Source organism: Bradyrhizobium sp. SZCCHNRI1029, assembly GCF_032487555.1.
Lineage (GTDB): Bacteria > Pseudomonadota > Alphaproteobacteria > Rhizobiales > Xanthobacteraceae > Bradyrhizobium.
In genome coordinates this window covers 607675-624084 of record NZ_JAUEUK010000003.1, presented here as the reverse complement: position 1 = coordinate 624084, position 16410 = coordinate 607675, and the positions used below count along the sequence as shown (strand labels likewise).

The 16410-nt window shown below is 65.0% G+C and carries 14 protein-coding genes; 7 read left to right on the top strand and 7 right to left on the bottom strand.

The genetic code is table 11. The annotated features are described in order from the left end of the window. The first annotated feature begins 233 nt into the window (after nucleotides 1-233). The 4 genes from QW861_RS12075 to QW861_RS12060 all read left to right on the top strand — a co-directional run bounded on the left by QW861_RS12075 (nucleotide 234) and on the right by QW861_RS12060 (nucleotide 4176). Nucleotides 234-1157, top strand: coding sequence for a division plane positioning ATPase MipZ (locus QW861_RS12075; protein WP_316193086.1), 924 nt, complete (start codon nucleotides 234-236; stop codon nucleotides 1155-1157). A 413-nt stretch (nucleotides 1158-1570) separates the two neighbouring features. Beyond that, nucleotides 1571-2458: an alpha/beta fold hydrolase gene (locus tag QW861_RS12070; RefSeq protein WP_315718369.1), complete on the top strand. Its 888-nt coding sequence runs from the start codon at nucleotides 1571-1573 to the stop codon at nucleotides 2456-2458. Between the two features lie 132 nt (nucleotides 2459-2590). Continuing rightward, on the top strand, nucleotides 2591-3349 hold the full coding sequence (locus QW861_RS12065; RefSeq protein ID WP_315718370.1) for a VWA domain-containing protein: 759 nt from the start codon (nucleotides 2591-2593) through the stop codon (nucleotides 3347-3349). 110 nt (nucleotides 3350-3459) lie between these two features. Beyond that, nucleotides 3460-4176: a DnaJ domain-containing protein gene (locus QW861_RS12060; RefSeq protein WP_316193085.1), complete on the top strand. Its 717-nt coding sequence runs from the start codon at nucleotides 3460-3462 to the stop codon at nucleotides 4174-4176. Nucleotides 4177-4411: 235 nt separating this feature from the next. Here the strand turns inward: QW861_RS12060 and QW861_RS12055 are convergent, their stop codons facing one another. Continuing rightward, nucleotides 4412-6160: a D-alanyl-D-alanine carboxypeptidase gene (locus QW861_RS12055; protein WP_316165105.1), complete on the bottom strand. Its 1749-nt coding sequence runs from the start codon at nucleotides 6158-6160 to the stop codon at nucleotides 4412-4414. Between the two features lie 429 nt (nucleotides 6161-6589). Here QW861_RS12055 and QW861_RS12050 point away from each other — a divergent pair, with 429 nt between their 5' ends. After that, nucleotides 6590-6931 (top strand): phasin family protein, encoded by a 342-nt coding sequence (locus QW861_RS12050; protein WP_316193084.1) that lies wholly within the window; start codon nucleotides 6590-6592, stop codon nucleotides 6929-6931. A gap of 91 nt (nucleotides 6932-7022) precedes the next feature. Here the strand turns inward: QW861_RS12050 and QW861_RS12045 are convergent, their stop codons facing one another. Beyond that, nucleotides 7023-8798, bottom strand: a complete 1776-nt coding sequence (locus QW861_RS12045) for a pilus assembly protein (RefSeq protein ID WP_315827275.1) — start codon at nucleotides 8796-8798, stop codon at nucleotides 7023-7025. Nucleotides 8799-9288: 490 nt separating this feature from the next. Between QW861_RS12045 and clpS the strand changes: the two genes are divergently transcribed. Beyond that, nucleotides 9289-9621, top strand: a complete 333-nt coding sequence (clpS, locus tag QW861_RS12040) for an ATP-dependent Clp protease adapter ClpS (RefSeq protein WP_008960690.1) — start codon at nucleotides 9289-9291, stop codon at nucleotides 9619-9621. A gap of 409 nt (nucleotides 9622-10030) precedes the next feature. Continuing rightward, nucleotides 10031-12418: an ATP-dependent Clp protease ATP-binding subunit ClpA gene (clpA, locus tag QW861_RS12035; RefSeq protein WP_315718374.1), complete on the top strand. Its 2388-nt coding sequence runs from the start codon at nucleotides 10031-10033 to the stop codon at nucleotides 12416-12418. A gap of 87 nt (nucleotides 12419-12505) precedes the next feature. Here the strand turns inward: clpA and QW861_RS12030 are convergent, their stop codons facing one another. The 5 genes from QW861_RS12030 to QW861_RS12010 all read right to left on the bottom strand — a co-directional run bounded on the left by QW861_RS12030 (nucleotide 12506) and on the right by QW861_RS12010 (nucleotide 16337). Further along, nucleotides 12506-13267, bottom strand: a complete 762-nt coding sequence (locus tag QW861_RS12030) for a sulfite exporter TauE/SafE family protein (RefSeq protein ID WP_315827299.1) — start codon at nucleotides 13265-13267, stop codon at nucleotides 12506-12508. Nucleotides 13268-13272: 5 nt separating this feature from the next. Next, nucleotides 13273-14700, bottom strand: a complete 1428-nt coding sequence (locus QW861_RS12025) for an MFS transporter (protein ID WP_315827298.1) — start codon at nucleotides 14698-14700, stop codon at nucleotides 13273-13275. A gap of 99 nt (nucleotides 14701-14799) precedes the next feature. After that, entirely contained in the window at nucleotides 14800-15138 is a 339-nt protein-coding gene (locus QW861_RS12020) for a cytochrome c (RefSeq protein ID WP_315827274.1), read from the bottom strand. 27 nt (nucleotides 15139-15165) lie between these two features. Beyond that, entirely contained in the window at nucleotides 15166-15327 is a 162-nt protein-coding gene (locus tag QW861_RS12015) for a hypothetical protein (RefSeq protein WP_315804132.1), read from the bottom strand. 53 nt (nucleotides 15328-15380) lie between these two features. Continuing rightward, nucleotides 15381-16337 carry a helix-turn-helix domain-containing protein gene (locus tag QW861_RS12010; RefSeq protein WP_315827273.1) on the bottom strand — a complete coding sequence of 319 codons (957 nt, stop codon included), beginning with the start codon at nucleotides 16335-16337 and terminating at the stop codon, nucleotides 15381-15383. Between the last annotated feature and the right edge of the window lie 73 nt (nucleotides 16338-16410).

The following is a 16410-nucleotide window of genomic DNA, read 5'->3' as shown; positions in this document are numbered from 1 at the left end:
GGTTGCACTGTTCGGCCTTGACGCTCGGGCGACTGCCCTTAACAAGAACGCGACACGCCGCTCAGCATACTTGAATACGCCTGTTAGCACGTCTCCGCGTCCGATGCGGAGTTGGTAAACGCGCGCGTCAAGTAGTAGCGGAGGATGCGTCCCCCGTGGGATTCACGATGACGATGCATTTCACTTGACCGCAGACGACCGTGACTCGAAGATGATCGTAAGAGGTCGACAACATGCTGGTGCAAACTAGCCAAGGACAATCGGGCTCGGCCCACGTGGTTGTGCTTGGAAACGAGAAGGGCGGGTCGGGCAAGTCGACCACCGCCCTGCACATTGTCGTGGCACTCCTGAAGGCCGGCCAGCGTGTCGCCACGATCGATCTCGATTGCCGCCAGCAGAGCTTCACCCATTACATCAACAACCGGAGCGCCTGGGCGCGCCGCACCGGCCTGCGCCTCGAACTGCCGACGCACTACTGCATCCAGCTCGGCCGGACGTTGCAGATCGACGAGAACGAGAACACCGAGTTCCAGCAGTTCATGGAGGCCGTGAGCGCCGTCGAACGCTCGTTCGATTTCATCGTCATCGATACGCCCGGCAACGACAGCTACCTGATGCGCCTGGCGCATTCGATGGCGGATACGCTGGTCACGCCGATCAACGACAGCTTCCTCGACTTCGACGTGCTGGGAACGGTCGATCCCGCGACCTATGCCGTGACCGGCGAGAGCCACTATGCGGAGATGGTGCGTGACGTCCGGCGCAAGCGCCGCCAGGTGGACGGTGCGATGACCGACTGGATCGTGGTCCGCAACCGGCTGTCGATGCTCGGCTCCCGCAACAAGCAACTGGTCGCCGACGGCCTCAAGGACCTGTCGCTGCGGCTCGGCTTTCGCGCCATCGACGGCTTTGCCGAACGCGTCGTCTACCGTGAGTTCTTCCCGCGCGGACTGACCGCGCTCGACGACATCGACGAGGCGACCCTGGGCACCCGCCCCAATCTCGGCCACGTCACGGCCCGGGAGGAGGTCACCAGCCTGCTGCGCCAGCTCAAGCTGCCGCTGGACGAGCGCGGCCGCCGCCGCGCCGCGAACCGCGCCGAATGGTTCGCCCAGGTCGACAAGCCACTCGACCTGCACGACATCATCAGCGCCTGAATACCGTCCGCACTCGGGCGAGACCTCGCCTGAGACATTGTGCGCGTTGAACGTGCGCCCGGCTTGGTTAAACAATCTGCGGACAGCGGTGGCGGGTAACGGCGCGTCCGGCCTGTTTTGGGGGCGGACGGAGGAAGATTTGTCTCAGGTCAACGCCGCAGCCGCCAATTTCGCTAGATTGCCGTCAAATTCATGACTGATTTGAACCTGACGTTCAGGGCTCAAGTCGCAAGAGACGGGCGGCGGAACCCAGCTATGCTGCACAGCAACTAGGTGCGGCGCACAACGAACGGGCGACGGATACACAACATTTGGTCTTCCTGTCACAGCGCCGTTACATATATTAAACAGAACGGGTCGCGAGAGTCTTACAGGTTCAAAACTACCTTTGATTGTGCTCCCGAGGGACGAACATGAAGCGTGGAATAACCGTTCTTGTGTCTGTCAGCGTGCTGGCGGCGGTCGGCTACTTCACCGCGAGCAAGTGGGCTATCCGGCACGAGACCATCAGGTTCTATGACGCCTCGCGCGACAACCGGCTGGTCGAGGTCGCCGTGGCCGTCCGGCGCGACAAGGAGATGCAGGCCGAAGCCGGCATGATCAAGCTGCCGGTCGCGATCCTCAATCACGGCAACACCGTCAAGTTCACCGAGTACTCGTTCCTGGCCAACGTATTTGCTGCGCGCGGCTACATGGCGGTCAGCATCCAGCACGACCTGCCGACCGATGCGCCGATGGTGACGAAGGTCGGCGAGCCCTATGTCGGCCGGCTGCCGCAGATCCAGCGCGGTGTCGCCAACATCCGGTTCGCCGTCGAGCAGATGCACCAGGTGCAGCCGAATGCCGACTATGATCATCTGACGATGGTTGGTCATTCGATGGGCGGCGACATCTCGATGTATTTCGCCAAGCAGTATCCCGAAGACGTCCGGAAGGTCGTCACGCTCGACAACCTCCGCGTCCCGTTCGTCACCGACGGCAAGTTCAAGATCCTGTCGTTCCGCTCGAAGGACCCGCAATTCAAGACCGATCCCGGCGTGATCCCGAGCGACGACATCTGCGAGAAGGAAGGCATCACCGTCGTCAAGACGGACTTCCAGCACAACGACATGCGCGACACCGGACCTGACGACGCCAAGTCGTCGATCCAGGCCATGCTGGACAAGTTCCTCGCCGATAGCGACAGCACCAGCGACATCGGGCCGGTCGAGACCAAGACCCCGTTGCTCGATCCGGGTCCCGTCGCGCCTTATGCGCCGGTTGGCAAGACCGCGACGCCGGCCAAGCCGCTGACGCATTGAGCGCGCAAGCCGCCGGGGCGCGCGCCAGCCTCGCCTGATCCTTGCCTGCCACGTCGGCGGGCAGATGCGTTGTCGTCGTTGAAGCCGTCCGTCCGCCTGCCCACATGATGCGCGTCCGAGCAAGGTGCGTGCATGGTCGATGATCGTTCGAAGCCCGGTTCTGCCCCGTTGACCTCGGCCGAAGAGGGATCGCGCCAGCAGCGGTTGCCCGACAATGAGCGTTCCACGGCAGACGCCGTTGCGGCGTTCGTTGCGCAGGCCAAGGCCATGGCTCCTGCCGCTCAGGGAACCAGAGGCCGTCTCGTCTTTGCGCTTGATGCGACCCTGAGCCGCCAGCCAACCTGGGACATGGCCTGTGCCCTGCAGGCCGACATGTTTCGCGAGGCCGCCGCACTCGGCAGCCTCGATATCCGGTTGGTGTACTATCGTGGCTTCGATGAATGCCGCGCCACTGGCTGGATATCCGACAGCGCTGAGCTCGCCCGGCTGATGGGCAAGATCGATTGCCGCGGCGGCCAGACCCAGATCGGCAAGGTTCTTGCCGAGGCGCGGCGCCATGCGACAGCATCCGGAATCCGCGCCGTCGTGTTCGTTGGCGACGCGATGGAGGAGAATGTCGACGTGCTCTGCGCAAAGGCCGGCGAGCTCGGGCTGCTGAAGGTTCCGCTGTTCATGTTCCAGGAGGGCAATGAGCCCGCGGCCGAGCAGGCGTTTCGCGAGATGGCGCGGCTGTCGGGGGGAGCATGGTGCCGTTTCGATCCCGGCGCATCCGCGCAGTTGCGCGACCTTCTGCGCGCCGCCGCGGCCTACGCGGCGGGTGGCCGCGCGGCGCTGCTCCGGCTGGCCGGCTCTGAAGCGGGCGCGGCGCGCCTGATCGGGCAGATGAAGTAGAGATCGATTTCGGCGGCCGCCAACGTCAAGCCCGGCGCAGCGGCTCGAGCCTGCCGGTCGCGGACGCAGCCGATCATGCTTTTTGTCCCGGCACGCCCTATATTCGGGTCATGACACTGATCGCTGGCGCCGTCGCCGTCATCACCCTTTATCTGTTGCTGCAGATGTTCCGGAACGCGAATCCGGTGGCGCTGGCGCGCGCGATCAAGGTTGCCGGCGGTATCGGCTGCCTTGCGGTGGCAGCCTTCACCGGCCTCCGCGGCGAGCTTGTGGTGGCGATCCCGATCGGGTTGTTCGGGGCGGGGCTGCTCGGCTGGTCACCCGGTGGTCTCGGCAATGTCGGCAGCATGTTCGGGCTGGGTGGGCAGCGCTCGTCCGGTCAGAGCTCGCGAGTGCGCTCGCAATTCATCGAGATGGTGCTCGATCATGACAGCGGGCAGATGCAGGGCCGCTTTGTCGCCGGCGCCCATGCCGGCCGGTCGCTGGACGAGTTCGATCTGGCGCAGCTCGCCGCGATGACGCCGAGCCTCGATGCCGACAGCGTCGCTCTACTTGAAACTTATCTGGACCGCCGGTTTCCCGCTTGGCGTCAGCACGCGCAGGGCGATGCGGCAGGGCGGCAGGGCCGCGCGGCGTCGAGCTCCAAAATGACGGAAGAGGAGGCCTATCAGATCCTTGGCCTGCAGCCGGGCGCGGGGCGAGACGAGATCGGGCGTGCCCACCGCGCGCTCATGAAGAAACTGCATCCCGACCAAGGGGGGTCGACGTACCTCGCCGCCCGGGTGAACGAGGCCAAGGATACTCTGCTTCGTACGCATCACGGCTAACTCCGGCAACGCCACCAACGCCACAACACCGAACCCGCTTTCAACGCAACTTTGTCGACGCCGGCGGCTCTCGCCCTTGCCAGGCACGATCGTTCGTCATGGTGAAAAAGTTCTAGCGGGAAATCCTTGACGAGTGGTTTGCACCCGTGCGTCCCGCCGTCGATCGCGTGGTCCGCAAACGAAAAGGCCCGCGCTGTGTCGCGCGGGCCTCATCGGAACAGGATCAGTGCCGGCGTTAGTTGTGCACGGTCATGCAGGAGATGTCGGCGCGCTTCAGCTTCTTGCAGACGGCCTCGGCCTGATCACGATCGAGCCCGGCGAAGCGGGCGCGGATCAGCTTCTTGTCGCCCTTCGCAACCGTCTCGGTGAAGGGATCGGCCTTGCTGAGGAGACCTTGCGCCGAGCTGCGGGCCGCCTCGATCCGCTTCTGGGCCTCGGCCTCGTTGTCCAGCGCTCCGACCTGGATGATCCAGCCGCTGCGCGTGACGGAAGGCTTGCTCGGAAGCTCCGGCGCAGCGCTCGCGGAGGCGATCTGCGTCGGCGCCGGCTGGGCCGGAGGCGCCGCATAGGCCATGGCCTGCGACGAGCCTGCCGGCAGGCTGGAGGCGGGCAGCACGCCGAGAATGCCGTTGCCGGTGCCATGGCCCGGCGGCTGCGGCGGCATGTCGGGACGGGCGGCCTCGGTACGGGCGATCGGCGGCGCCGGCTCGATGGCCTCGACACGCTGAGCGAAGGGTGCGGGAGCAGGGGCGGCCGGCTGCGGCGCGGCGGTCGCGAGCTTGACCGCGCCGGCCTTAACCTGGACCGTCCTGACCTTGACCGGCTTCATCGGCTCGGTCGAGCCGGGAACGATCGACATCGGCTGGCTCTGGATCACGCCGGAGGTCATCGGCGCCGGCTCGACCTTGGCCTCTCTCGGTGCCGCCGGCGGCAGGGCTGCGGTGGCTTCCGAGAGGGTTGAGATGATCTTGGAGGCGCGGCTCGGGGCCGGCGTCTCCGGCGCCGCCGAGGCGAGCTGCATCGTGCCCTGATCGGCATCGCCGCTGTCGGAGCCGCCGCGCTCGCCGATCGCCGCCACGGTGCGCCGGGTCGCGCCCTTGTCGAGATTTTCGGCGAGCAGGTTGCGCATGATGGCGTCACGCGAGCCGCCGCTGCGGCCGCCGAGTACGACGCCGATCAGATGGCGGTTGCCGCGGCGCAGCGAGGTCACGATGTTGAAGCCGGAGGCGCGGGTGTAGCCGGTCTTGATGCCGTCGATGCCCTCGACATTGCCGAGCAGATGATTGTGGTTGCGGATCGACTGGCCGCGATAATTGAACACCACCGTCGAGAAGTAGCGGTAGTACCGCGGGAAGCGGTCCTGGATCGCGCGGCCGAGGATCGACTGGTCACGCGCGGTCGTGATCTGCGCGTCGGCCGGGAGGCCGGAGGCGTTCACATAGGTGGTGCGGCTCATGCCGAGCGAGCGCGCCTTGCGCGTCATCATCTTGGCGAACTCGTCCTCGTCGCCGCCGATCGCTTCTGCGATGACCACGGCGGCGTCGTTGGCGGAGCGCGTCACCAGGCCCTTGATCGCGTCCTCGACGCGGATGCTCTGGCCGGGGCGCAGGCCGAGCTTGGTCGGCGACTGCTCGGAGGCGTGCTCGGACACCGGCATCTCGGTGTCGAGCTTCATCTTGCCGGAATCGAGCCGCTCGAACAGCAAATAGAGCGTCATGATCTTGGTGAGCGAGGCGGGGTGCCGCAAGGCGTCGGGATTGGTCGCCGTCAGCGTCGCGCCGGAATTGCCGTCGACGACGATCGACGCGAACGCCGGGCTGTAGCTGCCCTCGTCATTATGGGGGGAGTGACGCGCGTGATGCTGCCGATGGCGCCGACGCGCCTCCGCGCTGTCGACCGTGACCACTGCTGCCGTCGCGAGGGTGATCAGTCCGTAGACGCCAACTCGCAACAGGCGCGAGGAAGCCATTTTTTTGCGAAGCATGAAATCCCCGTCCAATTTCTGACGTGATCACCGGCTCGTAAGGCGAAATTGTGCCGAACGCCCCCGTAACCGTGCCTGTCGGACCTCCCGATCGCGCCGTGACGCTGCCAAGCATCGAAGGCCTCGAACTGAGGTTTTGTTAAGACGCTGTTTTAGAACAGCTTTACGGTTCGGCCGACGCTGGCCGGGACCACCGGAGAGGTTAGGACGGTCGAGTTGCCAAAGGATTAAAGAAACCTTGCGGCGATGGCTGGTATTTCTGCCGAACTGCCCCGGCTTGGGGCGTCCGACGGTGCGTCGAGACCGCAATGCCCGGGATGGTGCATTGCACAAGAATCTTGATTTTTTTGTGCGCTGCACTATATTATGAATGCGTCAGGGAGCCGGGGCTTCCCTGAGGGCGCTCAAAATCAGGGAAAGGAATGCCACATGTTTAAGGTTGAAGACTTTCAGAACTACGGCAAAGAGCAGTTCGAGACCGTCGTGAACTCCGCGACCACCGTGCAGAACGGCCTTCAGGCCATCGCCACCGCGTATGGCGACTACACCAAGAAGTCGTTCGAGGACACCAAGTCGTTCGTCGAGAAGCTCCAGGGCGTGAAGTCGCTCGACAAGGTGCTCGAGGTGCAGACCGAGTTCGCCAAGTCGGCCTACGAGACCTTCGTCGCCGATTCGCAGAAGATCGCCGGGCTGTATTCGGATCTCGCCAAGCAGGCGCTCAAGCCGCTGGAAGGCATCGCCGCCAAGTTCACCCCGCCGGCCGCGCACTGACCGTTCGCGCCTGCAGGGAGCACAAAGCCCGGCTTGCGCCGGGCTTTTTTGTTGGCTGAAGGTGGAGCGCTGTCGGTGCCCGGCGCTTCTGTTATTTGGCGACCCGCAGCTTCGACAATGCGGTGCCGATCGAGTTGAACGTGGTCACGATCTGGCTCGAGCTCGTCAGCATGTAGAACTTGTCGGGACTGCTGGCGCAGTTCTGCAGCACGGCCGAGGTCGGATCGGCGGGCGAGCTCGTGTTCACCTGGATCGTGTAGATCGTGTACATCGCGTTGCCCTTCGAATCCTTGGTGTTCTTCAGGTTCGAGCAGAGCAGCGCCTGGCGCGCGTCGATCGGGTTGCCCGAGGCTTGCGACGAGCCGTTGCCGTATTCGGGCCAGCGGTCCTCGGTGTTCAGGCCGTCCGATAGCAGGATGATGACACGGTTATAGGTGGTGTTGACGTCCTCCGCCGGCGCGCCCAGCACGCCGTTTGGAATCAGCGACTGCACGGCCCAGGCAAGTCCGATCGCCTGGTTGGTGCCGCCGGTCGGCTGCATGGCGTTGACCGCGCTCTTCAGCGAGCTCCAGCTGTAGCTGAGCGGCACGATTTCCGCGAGTTTCGTGGAGGCCGTGCTGCTGCAGTACTGGATGTTGTTCTCCATGTGCTGGTTGGCCGGGAACAGCGTCGTCACGTCGGAGGTCGCCGGTGACACGGCATTTGCGTCGTTCGGCTGGGTGCGGTCGGCGACGCATCCGGTCCAGGTGCTCTTGGTGTTGGCGACCCAGGTGTGGGTGAAGGTGTTGACCTTGCACACCGTGCTGGATCCGCTTCCCGTGCAACTACACGTGTTGTTCGGAAGATTGCTGCCGCTGGTCGGGCAACTGCAATAGCTGCCGGTGCACCAGTTCACCCGCGTGCTGGTCTGAACGCTGTTCCAGCAGCCGTTGTAATAGCTGTGCGAGGCGGAATCGTAGCCCGGGCAGATGTAGCCCGTGTAGCTCCCACTCGTCGGAATCCGCGAGGCGCTCGAACTCCCGGTCGCCGGGTCGCTGGTGCAGGAGAAGTAGGGAAAGCCGTTGCCGGACTTGAACGGACAGGAGGATCCCGGTCCCACCATGTCCCATTGCGATTGCGTGTAGCTGCCGTTCGGGATTGCGGCCTGATAGGAGCCATTGGCAGGCTGGATCGTGGGCGGATTCTGCCAGTCGGTCCAGTCGATCCAGTCCTTGGCGTAATTGCTGGCGCCGACGTTCACGACCTTGGCGAATGGAACGACCGAGATGTAGACGTCGCCCGGGGTCTTGGCCAGCGCGCTGAGCTGGTCGATCAGCCCGCCGCTGCCGGCCACGGCGTTCTGCAGCGCGGACATCTTGCCGCTGGATGCCATCGAGCCGGTATTGTCGAGCGCGAGCGCCACCCGCATCTTCACGTCGCCCCAGGTCGATGTCGTTTTGGCGCCGAAGTCCATGGTCGGAAAGCCGGCAATCCTCATGAACTGGGTGACGATCTGACCGTTGGCCGACAATTGGATGTTGGAGGCCGACGAGCTGGTCGAGGCGGTATAGCTGGCCGTGACGGTGACGTTCTGTGCGTCCGTGCTGGTGTAGAGCGCCTTGAAATAGGCGCTTGCCTTGGTTCCGATGTCGGCTGCGCTGATCGTGCCCTGCGCCAGGTCGCGCGACAGCATCAGCGAGGTGGAGTCGAGCGCCGCCTGCATCGACGACCGCGCGGCGTTCAGCCGGCTGTAGTCGACGCCTGCCCCGACGAAGGCCAGGATGGGGACGAGCGCGATGGCGAACAGCATGGAGATATTGCCACCGCGGTCGCAGGCGAACCGTCGGACGAAGCGGCGGCAGAGTCGAATGAAGGAGACATCGGTCATGTCGCTCACCAATTATGGTTTTCTGCAGGTGTTTTCGGTTCGGCTTCGTCAAGGACGGGTAAATCGAAACCGCGAAACACCGGGCCAATGCCCGCAGCGTGGCGCCGCGCCCGCAACCGGGCTGGTTCCCTGTCAATGCCCGCTGAATGGGCTTTGTAAAATGCGACCGGTTTGATTAACCTTGCGCCTCATCGCCGGGGCAGGGAATCGGTCCTGCCGGAGCGTCGGTCCGTCCTGGGCCTGCGCTTGCGGCAAACCGGGCGCTGACCCATATTCCCGGTGTCGGTCCGACCGGACCGGTCGGCTGGGACAGGCGATCTGGAAAGCAGGACCGGGTGGCGGAAAGCGGCCCGGCAGGGGACAGGTCGGGGGGCACCCCTTATTGAGAGCAACCCTCCGAGGGAAACTCTTTATTGGGAGCCTCGCAGCCATATCTAACGCGTGCAAGATGTCGCAGCCAACTTCCAGATTGAACCGATCCGCGCCCAGGATGAGCAATAACGACAACAAGTCCGGTGGCACCGGTGGCCCGGTCACGTCCGTGATCACCAAGGTCAAGCCGAAGACCAAGCGCCCCAACCTCTACCGCGTCCTGATCCTGAACGACGATTACACACCGATGGAATTCGTCGTTCACGTCCTGGAGAAGTTCTTCAACAAGGACGTCGAGGCCGCGACCAAGATCATGCTCCACGTGCATCATCACGGCATCGGGGAGTGCGGCGTCTTCACCTACGAGATCGCCGAGACCAAGGTGACGCAGGTGATGGACTTCGCCCGCAAGCACCAGCACCCGTTGCAGTGTGTGATGGAGAAGAAATAGCCGGCTCCCTCCGCGAAGGGGGCCGCCGACGCGCGCATCTGCAAGCCAGGGGCGGGGGCTGGGGCGCTGCGCGATTGATCACCGCGAATCGGCATCGGACGAAGGGCATCGAAAGCCGCAAATTGCCGCAGACGAGGTCAGCGCAATCCGGGCAGGTTTCACTTCTCGTCCGAAGAATTACGGCCGCTCTGGTCCTTATCTCTCCCCGCTCGGCGGCGTGCGCCGTTCGGTTGTCGCAGCCGGATTTGCCGCAATCGGAACGGGTTTTGCATTGACGATCCGGTGAACCCGTAATCGAGCGGCTCGGCCGGTCTTTTGTCGCACTCGGTTATAACTATATTTGACGAAGGTTGTTGTTGCCTGACCGGGCGGCGGCGATCATGATGGCAAGGGGCCACAGAGGACGCGCATGCCGACTTTTTCTCAAAGCCTTGAACAATCCCTGCATCGTGCGCTGGCGATCGCCAACGAGCGTCATCATCAATACGCGACACTGGAACACCTCCTTCTGTCCTTGATCGATGACTCCGATGCAGCGGCCGTGATGCGCGCATGCAGCGTCGACCTCGACAAGCTGCGCGGCAGTCTCGTGAACTACCTCGAAACCGAATTCGAAAATCTGGTCACGGACGGCAGCGACGACGCCAAGCCGACCGCAGGTTTCCAGCGCGTGATCCAGCGCGCCGTGATCCACGTTCAGTCGTCGGGCCGCGAAGAGGTCACCGGCGCCAACGTGCTGATCGCAATCTTCGCCGAGCGTGAGAGCCACGCCGCGTACTTCCTGCAGGAGCAGGACATGACGCGTTACGATGCCGTGAACTACATCAGCCACGGCATCGCCAAGCGCCCTGGTGTCTCCGAAGCGCGCCCGGTTCGCGGCGTCGACGAGGAGACCGAAGCCAAGGGCAACGAGGACTCCAAGAAAAAGGGCGAGGCGCTGGAAACCTATTGCGTCAATCTCAACAAGAAGGCGCGTGACGGCAAGATCGATCCGGTGATCGGCCGAAACTCCGAGATCAACCGCGCCATCCAGGTGCTGTGCCGGCGCCAGAAGAACAACCCGCTGTTCGTCGGCGAAGCCGGCGTCGGCAAGACGGCGATCGCCGAGGGCCTCGCCAAGCGCATCGTCGACAGCGAGGTTCCGGAGGTGCTGTCGGCCGCGACCGTGTTCTCGCTCGACATGGGCACCTTGCTCGCGGGCACGCGCTATCGCGGCGACTTCGAGGAGCGCCTGAAGCAGGTGCTCAAGGAACTCGAGGCGCATCCTAACGCGATCCTGTTCATCGACGAGATCCACACCGTGATCGGTGCCGGTGCGACGTCGGGCGGCGCGATGGATGCGTCCAACCTGCTCAAGCCGGCGCTGGCCTCGGGCTCGATCCGCTGCATGGGCTCGACGACCTACAAGGAGTATCGCCAGCATTTCGAGAAGGACCGCGCGCTGGTGCGCCGGTTCCAGAAGATCGACGTCAACGAGCCGTCGGTCGAGGATGCGATCGCGATCCTGAAGGGGCTGAAGCCGTACTTCGAGGACTATCACCGGCTGAAATACACCAACGAGGCCATCGAGGCCGCGGTGCAGTTGTCGTCGCGCTACATCCATGACCGCAAGCTGCCGGACAAGGCGATCGACGTGATCGACGAATCCGGTGCGGCGCAGATGCTGCTGGCCGAGAACAAGCGCAAGAAGACGATCGGCATCAAGGAGATCGAGACCACGATCGCCACGATGGCGCGGATCCCGCCGAAGAGCGTGTCGAAGGACGATGCCGAGGTGCTCAAGCATCTCGAGCAGACCCTCAAGCGCGTGGTGTTCGGCCAGGACAAGGCGATCGATTCGCTGTCGGCCTCGATCAAGCTGGCCCGTGCCGGCCTGCGCGAGCCGGAGAAGCCGATCGGCTGCTACCTGTTCTCGGGTCCGACCGGCGTCGGCAAGACCGAGGTCGCCAAGCAGCTCGCCTCGACCCTGGGCGTCGAGCTGCTGCGCTTCGACATGTCGGAGTACATGGAGCGGCACACGGTGTCGCGCCTGATCGGCGCGCCTCCTGGCTATGTCGGCTTCGACCAGGGCGGCCTCCTGACCGATGGCGTCGACCAGCATCCGCACTGCGTGGTGCTGCTGGACGAGATCGAGAAGGCGCATCCGGACCTGTACAATGTGCTGTTGCAGATCATGGATCACGGCCGGCTCACCGACCACAACGGCAAGCAGGTCAACTTCCGCAACGTGATCCTGATCATGACCACGAATGCGGGCGCGGCCGACATGGCCAAGCAGGCGTTCGGCTTCCATCGCTCGAAGCGGGAAGGTGACGACCACGAGGCGATCAACAGGCAGTTCGCGCCGGAATTCCGCAATCGGCTCGACTCCATCGTCTCGTTCGCGCACCTCAACGTCGAGGTGATCGGAATGGTCGTCGAGAAGTTCGTGCTGCAGCTCGAGGCCCAGCTCGCCGACCGCGACGTCACGATCGAGCTGTCGGAACCGGCCAAGGCCTGGCTGATCCAGCACGGCTATGACGAGCAGATGGGCGCGCGGCCGATGGGTCGTGTGATTCAGGAGCACATCAAGAAGCCGCTGGCCGACGAGGTGCTGTTCGGCAAGCTGAAGGGCGGCGGTCACGTCCGTGTCGTTCTCGTCAAGGACGAATCCGGCGTCGAGGAGAAGATCGGCTTCGAGTTCGTCGAGGGCCCGGTCACGCCGAAGTCCGAAGTTCCGGCCGCGCGCAAGCGCAAGCCGAAGTCCGGCGGCGGCTCGAAGGGGCCGGCGCCGAAGGGACCGCTGGTCAAGGCGTAGGCCTGACGCTACGAGATGACTACGAAAGGCCGGCCATCGCGCCGGCCTTTTTCGTTTGACGCGAGGTTCTTTGATGCGACGTCCGGCTCAGGCCGGCTTGACGAAGAAATACACCGTCAGGCCGCAGCCGACGGCAATGATGAAGCGGCGCACATGGGCCGGCGGGATGATCTGGCCAAGCCGCGCGCCGACGAAGCCGCCGACCATGGCAGCGCCCATCATCGTCAGCGTCTCCAGCCAATGCACGCGGCCTGAGAACGCAAAGATGGCGGAGGCCGTCATATTCATGAGCGCAGCGAGCAGCACCTTCATGCCGTTCATGGCGCGAATGTCGCGCATGCCGTAGAACACCAGGGCCGCCAGCATCAGGATGCCGATGCCGCCGCCGAAGTAGCCGCCATAGATCGCGATCACGAACTGCACCGCCTGGATGGTCCGCGGCCCGAACCAGCGCGCGCCATCCTTGGGCGTAAAACGCATGCCGAATGCAAACACGATCGTGGCGAACAGCAACAGCCAGGGCACCAGCCGGCTGAAGGCGGCTGACGGTGTGACCAAGAGCAGCACGGCGCCGAGCGTGCCACCGAGCAGGCTGATGATCGACAGCCGCACGAGGTCGTGGCGCCAGGGCGCCTTTGCGTCGTTCAAGATCTCACGGGAGGCCCAAGCGCTGACGAACTGGCCGGGGCAGAGCGCGACGGTGCTGGAAGCGTTGGCGTCAATCGCGGGAATGCCGGCGGCGAGCAGCGTCGGGAAGGTCAGGAACGCGCCGCCGCCGGCCAGCGCATTGACGATGCCCGAGCCGAAGGCGGCGAGGGCGAGCAGGGCCAGCATCGTCCAGTCCGTCATCGCTGTCACGACTCGCCCTTCAGCCGCTGGCCGTCCTGGACGCGGACGCGCTCGGCGCCGCGCGCGCCGGCCGGCGACAGCCTGAGCATGCTCAGGAACGCGCCGACCAGCGCGAAACCGACCCCGGTCAAGAGCGACAGCCGCGTGCCGTCGGTCGCGTCGATCGCGAGAAACATCGCGACCAGGGCCGCGCCCGTGGTCTGGCCGAGCAGGCGCGCCGTGCCGAGCATGCCGCTGGCGCCGCCGGCGCGCTCGCGTGGCGCAGCGGCGATCATGGTGCGGTTGTTCGGCGTCTGGAACAGGCCGAAGCCGCAGCCGGCCAGCGCCATGCGCCAGACGACATCCCATGCCGACGGCTCGCGCGGCAGCAGGCCGAGCGCACCGAGCCCGCATGCGAAGATCACGAGACCGATGCCACCGAGCAGCCCGGCCGGCACGCGCTCGACCAGCCGCCCCGCAATCGGCGCCGTCAGGCCGACCGCGATCGGCCACGGCGTGATCAGCAGGCCCATCTGCACCGGCGAATAGCCGAAATGGCTTTCGAGATAGAAGGGGATCGCGACGAAGGCGAGCATCTGGCCGCAGAACGACGAGATCGAGGTCGCGATCGACAGGGCGAACACCGGAATGCGCAGCAGGTCGACCGGCAGCAGCGGCGAGGCCATGTGGGTCTGGCGCCAGACCAGCCACACGCCGGCCGTGACGGCGACGACGAACTCGATCGCGCAGGTCACCAGCGCCTCGCCATGGCCGAGGCTGTCCACGGCGGCGATCAGGAAGCCGAAGGCGACCGCGCTCAGCGCCGCGCTCTGCCAATCGAACATGTGCGGCGCGCGCGGCGTATGCGGCAGGAAGCGGAAGCCGAAGACGAAGGTGACGATGCCGAGCGGCACGTTGATCGCGAACAGCCACGGCCAGCTACCGACGGCGAGGATGCCGGCGGCGATGGTCGGACCGAGTGCGGCGGAGACCGCGACCACCATCGCATTGATGCCGATGCCGCGGCCGAGCAGAGCGTGCGGATAGGTGAAACGCACCAGCGCCGAGTTGACGCTGAGGATGCCGGCGGCGCCGAAGCCCTGCAGGATGCGCGCGAGCGTCAGCAGTAGCAGGCTGTCGGCCAGCGCACAGAAGGCGGAGGCAGCCGTGAACAGCATGAGGCCGGCGAGATAGACCCGCCGATAGCCGATGATCTCGCCGAGCGAGGCCAGTGGCAGCAGCGAGATCGTCACCGCGAGCTGATAGCCGTTGACGATCCAGATCGAAAAAGCAGGACTCGCATGGAGGTCGCGGGCGATCGTCGGCAGCGCCACATTGGCGATGGCGCCGTCGATCACGGCCAGCACGATGCCGAGGGCGATCGTCACGATCGCCCAGGTGCGCTGCGGCAGCGGCAGTCCGTCGGCGTGCAGACCCGTGGTCGTCGGCGTCATCATGCGGGCTCCGGCCGCAGTCGGGCCGCGGACCATGAACGGGAACGGGCAACCGGGCCGTACAAGTCCCGTTCCATGCCAGAGGAGCGCGCCGGTGTGTCACCGCCGTTTGGGGCGGACCTGGATCGCCTTGAGGTAATTGACCGCGGCCTCTGCCTCGGCGCGATCGAACTGGAAGCTCGGCATGTCCTTGTGAATGGTCGACAGGCCGGCCTGCAGCCGTTGGGCGAAATCCTCGTCGTAGAGCTTGCTGTCACCGAAGGTCCTGAACGGGGGCGCGTCGGGGTGCCGGCTGGCGCCCGTGAGACCTACCGCATGGCATCGGCTGCAAAGGCTTTGCAAGAGCGCTTTTCCACGCTTCTGCTCGCTGTCCAGCGCATGGCTTGAGCCTGTGAGCAGGCACGTCAAAGCCAACCCGAGCCCCGCTCGCATGATCATGTCACGTCCACCCGACCTTATCCGGCCTTACCAGCGGCCAGTGGCCTTTCCATAGGCGTAAAGCCCGATCAGGCCAATGCTCACGATCGTCGAGCCGATCAGGATGATCAGATCCCAACGGGGAGGATCGTCATCATCCCGGTTCAGCGTCAGCAGGGTAAACAGAGCCTTCAAGGCAAAACGGCGCATCGCAGATCCGGTCCGGCCGGCCAGCGCATGCGGCCGGCGCGTTGCAAGGGAGTTTAGCGCTTCGAGGTGCTGCGCCGCCACTCGCGTGGCGACAGGCCGAACTGCTCGCGGAACACGCGGCCGAAATGCGAGAGGTCATTGAAGCCCCAGCAAAACGCGATCTCGCTGATCTGACGATGCGCCAGCATCGGCGAGCCGAGATCGCGCCGGCACTGCTTGAGCCGCTCGGCCAGCACGAAGCGTTGGAACGACGTCTCCTCGTCCGAGAACAGATCATTGACGTAGCGCGTCGATAGCCCGACCTCGCGTGCGATCTCCGGCAGTGAGAGGCCGGCGTCGGATAGTCGGGTGCGGATGTGCGCCTTGATCCGATAGAGCAGCGTTGCGCGATGGCTCGAGGCGGGCAGGGGTTGTGCGCGCAGCCGCTCGGCCAAGGTCATGGCGAGCAGGTCGGCGGCCTGGTTGGCCAGAGGTTCGGCATGCTCGGGGCCGATGTGCTCGGCGCGTTCGCAGAGCCTGACGATGAACTCATGGGCAAGGGGCTGGAGCGGGCTGTCGGGGCCGAAGCTGATCGCCGTCACGGTCTCCGTCGGGCCGATCCGGCGCTGCAGCATCTCGCGCGGGAGCTTGAACACGATCTGCTTGAACGCGGCGTCGAACTGCAGCTCATAGGGGCGGGTCGTGTCGTAGATCGCGAACTCGCCGGGCCGGATCACGGTGTCGCGGCCATCCTGGACGACGCCGCCGATTCCCTCACGTCCGAATGCGACGAGAACGAAGTCGGCATCCGCCCGGGAGATCCGCTGCGAGGTCCGGTGCACGCGCTGCCGGTCCGAGGCAACCTCGGAGCAGACAGCCCGTCCCAACGCGGTGTGGGTCACCGAGCCGCGAAACGCGCTGCCGAGATCGGACGTACAGTCGAGCCCGACATAGACGTCGCAGACGATGTCCTGCCACCGCGCCAGCCGGCGGTGGTCCGGGCTTCCGTCGGTGGTGAACAGGATCGGCATCGCTCCGTCTCCCCCTGCACCTGTGCCGGCTTGATCTGTGGCAATGCAGCAAATTCCGGGCCCGGCCGGGGTC

Bases quoted from the DNA above. Each gene is read 5' to 3' on its own strand.
- QW861_RS12075 (WP_316193086.1), top strand. From the start codon at position 234: ATGCTGGTGCAAACTAGCCAAGGACAATCGGGCTCGGCCCACGTGGTT.
- QW861_RS12070 (WP_315718369.1), top strand. From the start codon at position 1,571: ATGAAGCGTGGAATAACCGTTCTTGTGTCTGTCAGCGTGCTGGCGGCG.
- QW861_RS12065 (WP_315718370.1), top strand. From the start codon at position 2,591: ATGGTCGATGATCGTTCGAAGCCCGGTTCTGCCCCGTTGACCTCGGCC.
- QW861_RS12060 (WP_316193085.1), top strand. From the start codon at position 3,460: ATGACACTGATCGCTGGCGCCGTCGCCGTCATCACCCTTTATCTGTTG.
- QW861_RS12055 (WP_316165105.1), bottom strand. From the start codon at position 6,160: ATGCTTCGCAAAAAAATGGCTTCCTCGCGCCTGTTGCGAGTTGGCGTC.
- QW861_RS12050 (WP_316193084.1), top strand. From the start codon at position 6,590: ATGTTTAAGGTTGAAGACTTTCAGAACTACGGCAAAGAGCAGTTCGAG.
- QW861_RS12045 (WP_315827275.1), bottom strand. From the start codon at position 8,798: ATGACCGATGTCTCCTTCATTCGACTCTGCCGCCGCTTCGTCCGACGG.
- clpS (WP_008960690.1), top strand. From the start codon at position 9,289: ATGAGCAATAACGACAACAAGTCCGGTGGCACCGGTGGCCCGGTCACG.
- clpA (WP_315718374.1), top strand. From the start codon at position 10,031: ATGCCGACTTTTTCTCAAAGCCTTGAACAATCCCTGCATCGTGCGCTG.
- QW861_RS12030 (WP_315827299.1), bottom strand. From the start codon at position 13,267: ATGACGGACTGGACGATGCTGGCCCTGCTCGCCCTCGCCGCCTTCGGC.
- QW861_RS12025 (WP_315827298.1), bottom strand. From the start codon at position 14,700: ATGACGCCGACGACCACGGGTCTGCACGCCGACGGACTGCCGCTGCCG.
- QW861_RS12020 (WP_315827274.1), bottom strand. From the start codon at position 15,138: ATGATCATGCGAGCGGGGCTCGGGTTGGCTTTGACGTGCCTGCTCACA.
- QW861_RS12015 (WP_315804132.1), bottom strand. From the start codon at position 15,327: ATGCGCCGTTTTGCCTTGAAGGCTCTGTTTACCCTGCTGACGCTGAAC.
- QW861_RS12010 (WP_315827273.1), bottom strand. From the start codon at position 16,337: ATGCCGATCCTGTTCACCACCGACGGAAGCCCGGACCACCGCCGGCTG.